This is a genomic window from Mesorhizobium tianshanense (assembly GCF_007830515.1).
GTDB lineage: Bacteria > Pseudomonadota > Alphaproteobacteria > Rhizobiales > Rhizobiaceae > Mesorhizobium > Mesorhizobium tianshanense.
Genome location: NZ_VLKT01000057.1, coordinates 12,893 through 26,892 on the forward strand (window position 1 = coordinate 12,893; position 14,000 = coordinate 26,892).

The 14,000-nt window shown below is 61.8% G+C and carries 8 protein-coding genes; 5 read left to right on the top strand and 3 right to left on the bottom strand.

The window, feature by feature from the left end; all coding sequences use genetic code 11:
• Window positions 1–47 precede the first annotated feature (47 nt).
• From IQ26_RS31595 to IQ26_RS31605, 3 genes are all read right to left on the bottom strand, one after another.
• Window positions 48–959, bottom strand: a complete 912-nt coding sequence (locus IQ26_RS31595) for a carbon-nitrogen hydrolase family protein (RefSeq protein WP_145722305.1) — start codon at window positions 957–959, stop codon at window positions 48–50.
• Complete coding sequence (locus IQ26_RS31600) at window positions 952–4,203, bottom strand: RNA-directed DNA polymerase (RefSeq protein WP_145722306.1); 3,252 nt, start codon at window positions 4,201–4,203, stop codon at window positions 952–954. Before IQ26_RS31600 ends, IQ26_RS31595 begins: the two co-directional genes overlap by 8 nt.
• Window positions 4,204–4,719: 516 nt before the next feature.
• Complete coding sequence (locus IQ26_RS31605; RefSeq protein ID WP_145722307.1) at window positions 4,720–5,313, bottom strand: SOS response-associated peptidase; 594 nt, start codon at window positions 5,311–5,313, stop codon at window positions 4,720–4,722.
• Window positions 5,314–6,064: 751 nt separating this feature from the next.
• On the opposite strand from IQ26_RS31605, the gene IQ26_RS31615 reads away from it, so the two are divergent.
• The 5 genes from IQ26_RS31615 (at window position 6,065) to IQ26_RS31635 (ending at window position 13,869) form a co-directional block, all read left to right on the top strand.
• A complete protein-coding gene (locus IQ26_RS31615; RefSeq protein ID WP_145722309.1) occupies window positions 6,065–6,250 on the top strand; it encodes a hypothetical protein in 186 nt (61 codons plus the stop codon).
• Window positions 6,251–6,538: 288 nt separating this feature from the next.
• A complete protein-coding gene (locus IQ26_RS31620; RefSeq protein WP_145722310.1) occupies window positions 6,539–7,531 on the top strand; it encodes a DUF3991 and toprim domain-containing protein in 993 nt (330 codons plus the stop codon).
• Window positions 7,532–7,643: 112 nt separating this feature from the next.
• Complete coding sequence (locus IQ26_RS31625; protein ID WP_145722311.1) at window positions 7,644–8,249, top strand: DUF1419 domain-containing protein; 606 nt, start codon at window positions 7,644–7,646, stop codon at window positions 8,247–8,249.
• A gap of 12 nt (window positions 8,250–8,261) precedes the next feature.
• A complete protein-coding gene (locus tag IQ26_RS31630) occupies window positions 8,262–8,660 on the top strand; it encodes a DUF3085 domain-containing protein (RefSeq protein WP_145722312.1) in 399 nt (132 codons plus the stop codon).
• Window positions 8,661–8,745: 85 nt separating this feature from the next.
• Window positions 8,746–13,869 carry a helicase-related protein gene (locus IQ26_RS31635; RefSeq protein ID WP_145722313.1) on the top strand — a complete coding sequence of 1,708 codons (5,124 nt, stop codon included), beginning with the start codon at window positions 8,746–8,748 and terminating at the stop codon, window positions 13,867–13,869.
• Window positions 13,870–14,000: the final 131 nt, after the last annotated feature.

Below are 14,000 nucleotides of genomic sequence, written 5' to 3' on the forward strand. Positions count from 1 at the left end.
CGACAACCATTAGAGAACATCCGTTGGTGTTAATTTGGACAGAAACGTCATATAGCTTCTGTCTTCTTCTTAAGCACGACAAGATTGGAAAACCCCGGAGGGAGGCTCTTGAAGTCCTTTTCGTCTCCGACCCCGCTGCTTTGGTGCGCCATAAGTGCAGCAAGAGGCAATTCAATCAGCTGCGCATTCGGTAACTTCTGCCCGGAGTGCCTATAGACGATGCGCCTGAACGGCTCGCGGAAGGGGCTTACGGCAAGCGAACCTCCGTAGTGGCCGCAATTGCAGACCACCACGTTGCAGAACACCATTCGTGCAATTGCCTCAGCCAGATGATCGAACGACGTGGTGTCTCGGTTGTATGCCAGGATGAATAGTGTCTGTATCTTGTGACGATACATCGCAATTCTATCAAGATCCATGAAATCGTAGCATACCGCAACAGCGAAATTTCCGAGGTCATTGCTTTCAAAAATCCATACGGTCGTCCGCTCGAGAAACGCCACCGCGTTGGCACTTATATTCTGAAGCTTCTTATTTTCTCCAGGCGCCGGATATGTCTTTCCAACCCGGCGTATCTCCGTGCGTCGGGATATTTGTTTGCCGGCCAGCCGCCTCGGCACAATCACGACAGCCTCGTTCGATACGGTCGGGATCGGCGCCGCGTCCTCAATACGGTAATCGAGGCCGGCGATGATTATAGCCTCGAGCTTTTCGGCAGCGCGCTTCAGCTTGTGCTCGAAGCCGATCGGAACGGCGAGTTCCGGCAACAGCACAATATCCGGCCGACGGTCCAAACCCCGCAGAGATGCGAGATAGTGACGTATCTCTTTCTTAGCGCGTCGTTCTTCCAGTTCTGAAATGCGAACGCACTGCTGCCAGTCACCCTTTCCATCGTCGACCCAAGCGGCTTCATGGTCGAGCGATGTCTGGACGACCCCGATGAAGAGGGCGCTATTCACCAAGTTCGCTCTCCTCTCCGTCGCCGTCCGGCCCAGCCGCGAAGTCGTTCAGCCGAAAGGGGATTAGCTGTCGCGGCTGGTTCATGGCGACAGCCAGTTGATTGTCGACGAGTACGCGCTGTGCCCTTTTGACGGCGTTCAGCAATTGGTTAGGGCCTATCAGCAAGGGCGGATCGAATCCAGCATCATTGGCCCCGACGCCAACCTCCCACCCAAACAATCCCGGACGTCGAGAGATTGCCCGCGTCTCCGCACTGCGGCCGCTAAGGCAGCCCTCCATGAGAAGAAGCGTGAGCGACGAAATAGCCAGCGACTCGAACATCTTGGACCGCGGGAGCATGACGACCTGCTCATTGCCGCGGAGATTCCAAAGTCTTGGTGCCGCGTGGTCGAACCGCAGCATGCCCAGAAGCAGGCGTCCAACCGCAGTGAGGCGGCGCTCCCATGGGTCCAGGGTTCGACCGTCCTGCGTATCGATGAAGTACCGGTAGTCGAAAATGGATGTTGCCGAACCCCGCAACCTGACGGGAGCCATCCCGGTCTGTTTGGCTCGTGCGAATGACCGCCATTCCTCCCAACTCAACGCGGCACTCCCGCGGTCGGCTAAATAATCAGATATCCAGGCTTTACTAACCAGCACGTTGTTTGGGTGCAGGTTATCGAGTCGTGCCTGCGAGCCGGCTATGTCTTCGACAATTGGCGAAACGATCTGGCGGATTATCTCAAGGGCCGTCCATTCGCCTGCGCGCGGGTCGAAGGGGCTACACTCGGTCCGTGCGAAGTGTGTCCATTCGGACAGCGTAATCCAATCGACAGTCAGCTCGGTGAACGATCTTACGGCGCGCCTGAACGCCGTCTTCCGCGACGAGCGAGCGGTTTCGATACGCCTCGGCTTGCCCATCATCGCCTCGCGTATCCATCCCGAGTCCGTCTCTTTCATCGACCTCTCCGATTGGAGAAAATAGGTCCATCCGCTATTTGATAGATGTTCGGGATATCGCCGAGCCGCCCGTCGGTCTGCGATTTTCCGGTAGGAGAAGCAGGACTCGAACTTCCGCCAGACGGCCGAAGGTTTAGCATCGATGCTGAGGATGGATTCGGCACGATGCGCCCAAACTCCCGGCAACCGCCCGGTTTCCCCTTTCCAGTCCTTTGATGCGTCCTCGAACGTAACACCCACGTTTTTCGCTGCCAGCCGTCTAAGCTTGGCACCCAGGAGCCTGTCCTCAGCCTCGATCAACTCGGCGACCGACAGCAGCGACGTCCCGAACTCCCTGCGGCCAACAGAATGGAACCACGCCTCTCGGGCTTGTGGAACAGAAAACACGCCGGCACTAAGCGCCGCCACGTCTTCAAGATGCCGGTAGGCCGCTTCCTTGTCTGATCTGAGTGAATCTACTGCAGCAATCGTCCGGCCGGCGTGCAAAACGCCATCGGCGAGAATCTGCAGGGACAACCCAGCATAGTAATCCGCCCACGCAATCTTCCTCTGCGTCCGCATATCCTGTATCGAGTCCGCGATTTTCTGTAACCCTCTGTGCCCTGTAAGTCGACAGTACTGGTGAAGCCTGTAAAATAGCCGCGCCTTTCCCGGATATTCCCGGAACGCCTGGAGCAGGAGCTCAAAGCAATGCCGCAGATGACGATCTTCGCTTTGCTTGTGCCTTGAGTTCAGTTCGCCTACCAGTTTTTCTTTCTCCGCAACTTCTCGTCTATATGCGGCGCTCTCTGCTCGCGAAGACCGCCCCGTCTTTGGCGCCCGGCTCTTTAGATGCGCTAGCGCGCGCGCCTCATCGATGAGACCGTCGCCTTCTTGAATGAGTATTGGGGCTAGGGCGGCGATCTGACCGGCCGCGAATGTGGCCCGAGTGTCAGGACGGATTTCTCGTTCCGGGATGTCGGCCAGCAACAGCCACTCGAGAAGCTTCAACCGCTCCCGAAGATCGTCGTCATCCAGAATGTCGATATTCGTAGCTGCCAGCGCCGAAACCTGCCCAAGCGTTTTCGTAAGGAGCTTGGTCGGGTTGGCGCCGTCCATCTTCGTGTCGCGGACGGCCTCCTCCTTCTTTCTTTGGTCCTGCCTTGACAGCGGAGCCGCAGCCGACCGCGATTTCGCACGAGCGCTCATCCAAGAACAAAGGCTTTCCGGATCGTATTTTTCATTGTTCACTTCCGCGCCGATGTCGTGCTGGACAAGCAATTCCTGGTACCAAGCGATCCAATTGCAGAGCTGATCAAAATCGTACGCGATAATCGTATGGTCATCGACGAAGCGGAAATGTGCCAAGGACCGTTCCTTCTCCACGCGCGCGTTCACTTGGGCGTCAATCGGTAGCATCGCGGCGTTGGCCAGAAACCCGGCGACAAACAATCCGGTTGGAATTCCATCGACCTTTCGATTGCCAAAACGTGGCTCCACGTTCTCCAATGTATCGGTCTGCATCTCCGATTTATCGAGCTGGAAGCGGAGCATGTGTTCAACAATAGCCCGCATGGGATCGTCATCATCGACCGCGCCGCTTGCCGCGGTCAGGCCTCTCAGAACAGCTCCAGACCGGATACTCGGATAAAACTGCTTCAGGTCGATTGACGCATGATAGAGATCCGTCCCTTTCCCGGCTCTTGCGTCGCGTTGCCAAAATTCCGCGCGCAAATAGGGGAGCCCCTCCTTTTCCGCCGAGGCCGTGGCCAGTTGGTCGGCATTGTCCAAGTCGTTGCGGTCGAGCGGCTTTCCCCGAACCATGGCGCGTGCGGTCAGCGCCACGTGACGACGAAAGAGCGGCCAACTGTGCTGAAACTTACGATATAGATGCCCGCTTGCGTGGCGGTACGGCCCGATTTCTAGCCGCGACCGCTGGTGTTCGTCCTCTTCATACCAAGCCGGGCGATAGATCCGGTTCCCGTAGCTCCACGACGGCATTAGGCCGTCCAGCTCAGGGCCAAGCGCGTTGGCAACCGCGATCCACGCAACCTGGTCCTGTACGGCAACATGGAAAAACTGGCGATCAATGGGCGTTTCACCCTTCATCTTCTTCGGGCGGGGCAATGGACGCAGTTTCTTGAGCCTGTAGCGGCCAGTTTCGAACTGCCGGAAAATCAGCTTCAGCTGGCGTTCGAGGTCGAGTTCGAATTCAGCCAATTCGCCGTTGTCAACAAATCCATCTGCCATACGATAGAGGCGCTTGGCTTTCTGCCACGCATAGTTCAGGTTCTCCGGCAGCAGGAGCCGTTCATAGGCGTTCATTCTGCCCCCTTTGTTCCATCAAAAAACTCGCTGAGGTCGATTGCAGTGGTCGATGGGGGCCTTCCGGGCCGCCGCTGTGGCGAACCGGCACATTTCTGCCTGCAATTCGGCTGATCACGCCTCTCCCGCCGCATCCCAATCCGCTTTGGCTTGACCTTGGGGTCTGAAGAACCGGAAACAGGTTCAGTCAGGAACAAAATTTCTGGACGACGCTCAACAGATGTCGCTCTAATTCGCTTGAGCCAATTTAAATGAATACAGTGAATCACTTGAAACGCCCCCAGCACATATTACACGGCGAGCGTCAGTTATCACACCTCCCCTTGGTCCGAGGTGCCCTTCTACGCATACGCTGCGGGTGACCCACGGGGCCGCGTCCAGTTCAGGGCGAAGGTCGGCTCCGGAGAAGCGCCACGAAAGTCGGCGCATAGCGGCTATTCGGCACGTTCACGCTGGACTACTGCCTCCCACCCTGAGCAGGTTTAAACTGCGGTAGCAAGCATCAGACATTGACCATCAGTCTACGCCCTGACGAACCGTTTCCGCGACCAGCGATCCCTCCGGCAGGGGCCTGAGCAGTTCGGCCTGCGGCTTGGTCAAACGGAGCCAGGCCGCCCAGTTATCTGGCTGGAGCACGACCACCTGACGATCATGGTAGGGCGCGACGTCCGGCCCTGGACTCGTCGTCAGCATCGTGAAGGAGGCTGGGTGATTGCCCTGGGCCTCACGCCATAGCCCGGCAATAGCCATGAAGGGGGCCCCGACAAGGCTGAAGCGATGTTTGGTTTTGGGATATTTCTTGCCGGTGAACTCGTAGAATCCCGATGCCGGGATCAGGCAGCGCTTGCTGTCGGTGAAGTCTCGCCCTTCCGATCTAAAATTGAAGACGGGCCCACCCCTGGGACCCGATGGCGGGAAGCTGAAGTTCATCTGGGCGAGTTCGATCATGTTGCCGGTCGCACGCATAACCGGCCCCATGTCGTTGATCCTGATGTCGTCCGCCTGGGGCAGATCGAGCTCTGTCTGTTGCGTTGGAATCTCCAGCTCCAACGCCTGCATCATCTGGCAATATTCGACCCAGCGAACGTGTTGCTCATAGGCATTGCACATCCAGCAAGGATAGCGTGAACTTCAAGATCTTTCGAGCGGTTGGGCGTCTTCCTCCGGAACCGGACTGTCGGCGAAGCTGAAGCCCCGCGTCGCGGGTCTTCACCCTCCGGGCGTCCATTCCTGACGCGGGGCAGGGCGCTCGTGCAAGTTGGGGGGAGTGCTTCTGAGATGCTGAGGGCGATATCGGCATGGGTGGAGAGGCGGCGTGCGGTCCGTCGCCGATGGCAGGGAGACGCCCGGCGCCTCGTCCGGCTCCACGGTCCGACTGCCTATTATGAGGCACAACGGCTGGCCGCAAGATCCCGCGCGATCGAAGACGGCCAGTTCCTCCATTGGGCAAAGGTAGCTGCCGAGGTGGCGCGGATCGAACCGTCCGCCGCGATGGATATCGACGTCGTCCAGTCGATCGTCGATCACGAACTTCGTCATCGAGTTCATTCGGATACTGAGCCATGACACGAAGAGGTGGGTCGCCGCGACGATCATGAGGGGACCATAAGTCCGGTCTCTGCAACGGCTCTCTGCTACCGGGAGGATGCGACAGGGGGTGGATCCATCCACGCGCAGGCCCGTCCCCGCTTGCTGTGCTGGCTTCCTGGTCCAGGTCCGTCCTCCTCCAATCAACCCACAAGGGGTCCGCTACGCGAGCGTGCGGCCGCTGCGGCTTCGCCTGCGCGGTGATTGCGGCCGGGCCCCGGACCCGACGGGCGCCAGAGCGGGGATCGGCCCCGCCCACGGACGGAGCCCTTCAATGTCGCACGATCTTTCCCTCGCACAGAACCATGCCTGGAACCTCGCCCGCACCCTGATGGTGCCGGTCGTTCTCTTCAAGGTCGACGACGAATACGGCGTCATGCCCGCCGACGAACTCGACGACGCCAAAGTCGAACCGCTCTTCGAATACGATCCCTACCAGGGTGGTCGGCCGGCTCATTGAGCCGGCCTTCCTCTCGCGCCAGGCGCAGGCCGTCAGAAAGGTCGGGTTGCGCGCCGCACATTTCCGTCCTCCGCTGACGATCGAAGGCCATGAGCCCGCTTTGGTGCGAGGTTTTGCCGCTTGCGCCGGGAAGCCCGCAAGGGAGGCTGCGCCGCCCCGGCAAGCCGGTGCGCCCCTGCAGGCTTCCGGCTTCGCGGCCGACCTCGAGACCTGCCGGAAAGGTAGAGAAAACAGATCTGGACAAGGAAAGGGCCGGACGCCCTGCGGCGCCGGCGTGATCGACCACCCATGGAGCAGCATGAAATCGAGACGTTGCGAGACAAGGTGCCTTGCGCCGCCGTGCTTGAGCGCGAGGGGTGGAAGGTAGACGTCAAGGAGAGCACCGCACGCGCCGTGAAGCACCGGCGCGGGGCAGGCGAGATCATCATCGTCATCCATGGCGGCAGGGGATGGTTCGATCCACTCTCGGACGCCAAGGGAGACGTCTTCACTCTCGCCGGTCATCTGGCCGGTATCGGCTTTCCGGCGGCCGTCGACGCGGTTCGCGGTCTCGTCGGCCATGTTCCGGCCACCCGGTTCTGGAACCGCCCGCAGCGCACGGGCAGTCCATCTTCGATCACCGAGCGATGGGGGCGCCGACGACCTCTGACCATCGGCTCTCGCGCCTGGCGATATCTGGCAGATGAGCGTGCGATCCCAATATGCATTCTGCGGGCCGCTATCGCTCAAGGCCTGCTGCGCGAGGGTCCGAGCGGCAGCATCTGGACGGCGCATGTCGACGGAACCCGCCAACTGATCGGATGGGAGGAACGTGGCCCGCAGTGGCGCGGCTTCTCCACCGGCGGCAGCAAGGAACTGTTCCGCTTCGGCAACGATGCGGCGCTTCGGTTCTGCGTCACCGAGGCGGCGATCGACGCCATGAGCCTTGCTGCGCTCGAGGGCATGCGTGCCGACACTCTCTACGTCAGCACCGGGGGCGGGTGGTCGCCCGCCAGCGATGCCGCGATCCGGGAGATCGCCGAGAGGCCCGACATTCTGATCGCCGCGGCCACCGACAATGATCGGCAAGGCGAGATCTATGCCGGTCGTCTGCAGGAGATCGTCCGCGAGACTGGGTGCCGGTACCAGCGGCTGCGGCCTTCCACACAGGATTGGAACAGCGATCTGCAAGGACGGCCGAAAGGAAACCCGGGAATGGAAGGGGAAAGGAGAGCGGAATCGCTGCCGCATGCCCGGCCGTCGCGTCAAGGGAGGCTGCGCCCGGCTAGCGCCGGCCCTTGACCCGCCGGACCGGAGAGGCGGCCGCGCGAAGGGGTGATGAGAAGGCATGAAGATGATGATCCGGTCGGGTGGACAGGATCGCGCTTGATGCCCACGGACGACAGGAGCCGTCATGATCACCCAACCTCCCTTCCGCAAGGTCTTCGAGGGCGTCGCCACGCGCCAGCAGATGTTCCACATGTTCGACCGCCACGGCCAGGCGCCGATGATTAAGGCACGCCTCACCGGCAGCCTCTATGACGGGGAGTGGTTCGAGATCGGCCGGGCCGAGCATGATTATATGTTCGAGATCCTGCCGCCGCTCTGGATTCGCGGCGACATGTTCGCGCTGCGCGAGTTTATGACCGGCTCGATCACCAGCGTCTTCTTCGCACTCTCGATCGATGGGCGGCCCCGCTACTTCCACGCCTATTGCGATATGTACGCCAAGGGTTCGGCCGAGCGCATGCGCGATGTGATCGTCGAGCGGGAATCCCGCCCCGTCCGAGCCATGACGCGCGCGGAGCGGCTCGACCACATCTGGAGCACGACCCATGCCGACTATCGCGGCTATGCCGGCGAGCGGTGGCCCGAGGCCGACCAGGACAAGCGAACCGTGCTGGTTTATGGCGGCGACCAAGGGACAGTCCTGAAGCTTCTGGACGATCTGACCGACGCCGAGATCGAGGCCAAGCTACCGGTCCATCTTCGCTACCTGCCCGCCGCAATTGCAGCCTGATCGGAGGCTGGCATGTTCACATTTCCTATTCTCGGCGTTCGCAAGGTCATCGAGCGCGGTATAGCCGATGCCGCTGCCAATGGGGGATTTCGCAATCCCTACTACGGCATCAAGACCGGCAAGGATGAAAAGCCGGGACTTTGGCTGGTGGGTGACCAGGGGGTCTATATCCTTTCCAACGGCAAGCTCGCCGAGGGTGAGCGCGCTCTCGTGGTCTATTCGGATGAATGCCACCCGGTCGGCAATCCCGACTGGTGGCACTACAAGCGCCGGCATTTCGGCGGCGACGACGGCATCGAGTTCCTCGACGCTGAAAACCTGATCCCGCTGTTCGATCGCAACATGCGCTGCACGCATCTGCGCGTGCAACTGACCGAGACGGACGTCTCGCTGTCGCTCATCACCCGCTAGCCCATCCCAAACCTCGCCAGCTTTTCACGCGGCCGCACACGCTGGTCGCGTGATCGCGCTCGCCACAACTCCAGGAGATTATCCCGTGTCCCATGACGACCCCTTCACGCTCGACCTGTTCGGCAATACGGCACTTTCCTCAGGGCTCGGCCTTGGCGTGACCGCTTTTTCCGACGGTCCGGCCAACGATCCGGACAATGACGAGCCTGCCCCGCACTCTCCTGCGCCCGCCGTGCCCGCCACGGCCGACGCGCAACCCTCGCACCGGGCACCGAAGGGCGAGAACTTCCATCTCGCCGGCATACGCGGCCTCGCCAGATCCTGGCGGGAGCGAGCCCGCGACAACGTCGCGGCGATCCGGCTCGCCGCCTCGATCGTCGATGAACAGCGCCCGGCCTCGGTCGACGAGCAGGTCGCACTGATCCGGTTCACCGGCTTCGGCGCTTCCGAGCTTGCCAACGGCGTGTTTCGTCGCCCGGGAGAGTTGGGGTTTCGCCAGGGCTGGGCGGACATCGGCGCCGACCTCGAGGACGCCATCGACAGCTGCGACTATGCCTCGCTGGCCCGCTGCACCCAGTATGCGCACTTCACCCCGGAATACATCGTCCGGGCGATCTGGACGGGGGTCCAGCGTCTCGGATGGCGAGGCGGCCGCGTGCTCGAGCCGGGCATCGGCACGGGCTTGTTTCCAGCGCTGGTGCCCGATGATCTGCGGGACGCTTCGCATGTGATCGGGATCGAGATCGACCCCGTCACCGCCCGCATTGCCCGGCTTCTCCAGCCGCGCGGCAGGATCCTCAATGCCGATTTCGCCCGGATCGACCTGCCGCGGCATTTCGACCTGGCGATCGGCAATCCGCCGTTTTCCGACCGGATCGTACGCAGCGACCAGGCCTTCCGGGCCCTCTCGCTCAGGCTGCACGACTTCTTCATCGTCAAATCTATTGACCGGCTGAAGCCCGGAGGTCTCGCCGCCTTCGTCACCTCGAGTGGCACGATGGACAAGGCCGATAGCAGGGCGCGCGAGCACATCGTACGACAAGCCGATCTGGTCGCCGCCATCCGCCTGCCCGAGGGCAGCTTCCACGCCGATGCCGGAACCGATGTCGTCGTTGACATCCTGTTCTTCCGCAAGCGACGGGATAGTGAGGCCGTCGGCGACGCCTCCTGGCTCGACCTTGTCGAGGTCCGTCCCGCAACCGAGGATGAGGGCGCGGTCCGCGTCAATCGCTGGTTTGCCGAACATCCCGACCTGGTGCTGGGAGACCACGCCCTGCGGCGCGGCATCTACGGTCCCGACGAGACCTATACCTGCCTTCCGCGCGCCGGCGTCGATCTCGATGCAGCCCTAGCCACGGCCGTCCTTGCCCTTCCGGAAGCACTTTATGATGGGGAACCTGAAAACATCGAGGATGACGCCGAGGACGAGGGCGTACCCGATGTCGCAACGGCAGGCGAGGCCTCTATCCGTGAGGGCAGCTATTTCATCGGCAAGAACACGGCGCTGATGCAGTTGGTCGACGGCGAGGCCGTGACCATCGCCATCAGGAAGGGCAGGAGTTCGGACGGTGTCCCGGAGAAACACGCCCGCATCATCCGCAAGCTGATCCCAATCCGTGACGCGGTGCGCGAGGTGCTGAAGGCCCAGGAGTGCGACCGGCCGTGGAAGCCGGCGCAGGTCAAGCTGCGCATTGCCTGGTCGAACTTCGTGCGCGCGTTCGGGCCGATCAACTTCACTACCGTCTCGACCACGGAGGATGAGGAATCCGGCGAGGTGCGCGAGACGCATCGCCGCCCGAACATCCAGCCGTTCCTGGACGATCCCGATTGCTGGCTGGTGGCGTCGATCGAGGATTACGACCTCGAAACCAACACGGCTAAACCCGGGCCCGTCTTCACCGAGCGCGTAATCGCGCCGCCGCCGCCGCCGGTCATCACGTCGGCCGCCGATGCTCTCGCCGTCGTGCTGAACGAACGTGGCCATGTTGACGCCGATCACATCGCGGAATTGCTGCATCGTGATGTCGCAGATGTAGTTGACGAGCTGGGGCAGGCGATCTTTCAGGACCCGGGGTCTGGCGCTTGGCAAACCGCCGATGCCTATCTCTCCGGTGCCGTTCGCTCCAAGCTCGCTGCCGCTGAGGCCGCCGCTGCGCTCGATCCAGCCTTTGCGCGCAATGTCGAAGCGCTCAAGGGCGTACAGCCCGCCGATCTTCGGCCCTCCGACATCACCGCCCGTCTCGGCGCCCCTTGGATTCCGGCGACCGACATCATCGCCTTTGTCAAGCAGACGATGGATGCCGTCATCAGCATCCATCACACGCCCGAACTTGCATGCTGGACGGTCAGTGCGCGCCAGCTCGGCTGGAGCGCGGCCGGCACGACCGAATGGGGCACCCATCGTCGCGATGCCGGGCAGCTGCTGTCCGACGCGCTCAATTCCTCCATCCCGCAAATCTTCGATACGGTGAAGGACGGCGACACCGAGCGGCGCGTCCTCAATACGGTCGAGACCGAGGCGGCCAAGGAGAAGCTGCAGAAGATCAAGACGGCGTTCCAGACGTGGATCTGGAGCGATCCCGATCGCACCGACCGATTGGCGCGGCTCTACAACGACACCTTCAACAACATCGCCCCGCGACACTTCAACGGGGACCATCTCCGGCTTCCAGGCGCCTCGGGCGCCTTTTCTCTTTATGGGCACCAGAAACGTGCAATCTGGCGCATCATCTCGGCCGGCTCCACCTATGTCGCCCACGCAGTCGGCGCCGGAAAGACGCTTTCGATCGCCGCGGCGATCATGGAGCAGCGCCGGCTCGGCCTCATCAACAAGGCCATGCTGGTCGTTCCCGGCCATTGCCTGGCGCAGGCCGCACGTGAGTTCCTGGCGCTCTATCCGAACGCGCGCATCCTGGTCGCCGACGAGACCAATTTCGTCAAGGAGAAGCGGCATCGCTTTCTGTCGCGGGCAGCAACCGCGAATTGGGACGCCATCATCATCACCCGTTCGGCGTTTCGCTTCATTTCGATTCCCTCGGCCTTCGAGAGCCAAATGATTCAGGACGAGCTCGAGGCCTATGAGGAACTACTGACCAAGGTCGACCGCGAGGACCGGCTTTCGCGCAAGCGTATCGAGCGCATGAAGGAGGGGCACAAGGAAAGGCTGGAGGCGCTGTCGACACGCAAGGACGATCTGCTCACCATATCGGAGATCGGCGTCGACCAGATCATCGTCGACGAGGCGCAGGAGTTCAGGAAGCTCAGCTTCGCCACCAACATGTCGACGCTGAAAGGCGTCGATCCCAATGGCTCGCAGCGGGCCTGGGACCTCTATGTGAAGTCGCGGTTCGTCGAGACGAAAAATCCGGGTAGGGCGCTCGTACTGGCTTCCGGCACGCCAATCACCAACACGCTCGGCGAAATGTTCACCGCGCAGCGGCTGATGGATAATGCCGCGCTCGCCGCACGCGGGTTGCATGAATTCGACGCCTGGGCGTCGACCTTCGGTGACACCTCGACCGAACTCGAGTTGCAGCCGTCCGGCAAATACAAGCCGGTCACGCGCTTCGCCCAGTTCGTCAACGTCCCCGAGCTGATCGCCATGTTCCGGTCATTCGCGGACGTGGTGCAGCCCGCCGACCTGCGGAAATATGTCAAGGTCCCGAAGATCGCCGGCGGCAAGCGCCAGATCATCACCGCCGAGCCGACCCCGGCCTTCAAGGCCTATCAGCGCCATCTCGATCAACGCATCAAGTCGATCGAAGAGCGCGACGGGCCGGCCCAGCCCGGCGACGACATCCTGCTCTCGGTCATCACCGACGGCCGCCATGCCGCGATCGACCTGCGCCTGGTCATGCCGGCCATGGACAATGAGGACGGCAACAAGCTTAACGCGCTTGTCCAAAACACCTTCCGCATCTGGCAGGAGACGGCCGAGAACGAATATCTTCGCAAGGACGGCAAGCACTTCGACAAGTCCGGCGCCGGCCAGCTCATCTTCTCAGATCTCGGCACCATCAATGTCGAAGCCTCCCGCGGCTTCTCGGCCTATCGCTGGATCCGCGACGAACTGGTCGGCCTCGGCGTTCCGCCATCGGAAGTCGCCTATATGCAGGATTTCAAGAAGTCCGAAGCCAAGCAGCGCCTGTTCAACGATTTCAATGCCGGCAAGGTCCGTATCCTGATCGGTTCGTCGGAGACCATGGGCACCGGCGTCAATGTGCAGGCGCGGCTGAAGGCGCTCCATCACCTCGACGTTCCCTGGCTCCCCTCCCAGATCGAACAGCGCGAGGGCCGCATCATCCGCCAGGGCAACCAGCACGACGAAATCGGGCTCTATGCCTATGCGACGCTTGGTTCGCTCGACGCCACCATGTGGCAGAACAACGAGCGCAAGGCCCGCTTCATCGCGGCGGCGCTCTCGGGCGACACGTCCATTCGACGCCTCGAGGACATGGGAGAGGGGCAGGCCAACCAGTTCGCCATGGCCAAGGCCATCGCATCGGGCGATCAGCGCCTGATGCAAAAGGCGGGGCTCGAGGCCGAGATCGCCCGTCTCGACCGGCTCCATGCCGCCCATATCGACGACCAGCACGCCATTCGCCGGCAGGTCCGCGAGGCGGAGCGCGAGATCGAGCTGTCAGGCCGGCGCATTGCCGAAATCGGACAGGACATCGCGCGCCTGGTGCCCACCGCCGCCGATGCCTTCACGATGACCGTTACCGGGACCGCGTTCGCCGAGCGCAAGCTCGCCGGCCGCGCGCTGATGAAGGAAATCCTCACCCTCGTGCAGCTCAGCCAAGAGGGTGAGACCGTCATCGCGTCGATTGCTGGCTTCGATATCGAATATTGCGGCGAGCGCTTCGGCCGGGACGGCTATCGCTACACCACGATGCTGATGCGCACCGGCGCCGACTTCGAGATCGAGCTTCCCGTCACGGTCACGCCGCTCGGCGCGATTGCTCGCCTCGAGCATACGCTTTCGAACTTCGAGGGCGAGCAGGACAATTATCGCTGTCGGCTGGAGGATGCCCGCCGGCGTCTAGCCTCCTATCAGCCACGTATTGGTGAAGCCTTTGCCTTCAAAGCTGAGCTTCAACTGAAGCGGGAGCAGTTGGCCGATCTCGAGGCCGATCTCGCCGCCGGCGCGGATAACAATCCCGACCTTGTGGTTGGGGTGACTGATGGTGCGACCCGTCAGGCGGCGTGAACGCAAAGACCAATATTGCGACAGATGACGGCCGAGAGTTCAACCCCTGTGGGATCGTCCTCCAGCATTTAAAGGGGAAGCGCTGACCCGGCATAGACACGACCAGTTCGCCCCGAGCAGTTATTCGGCGA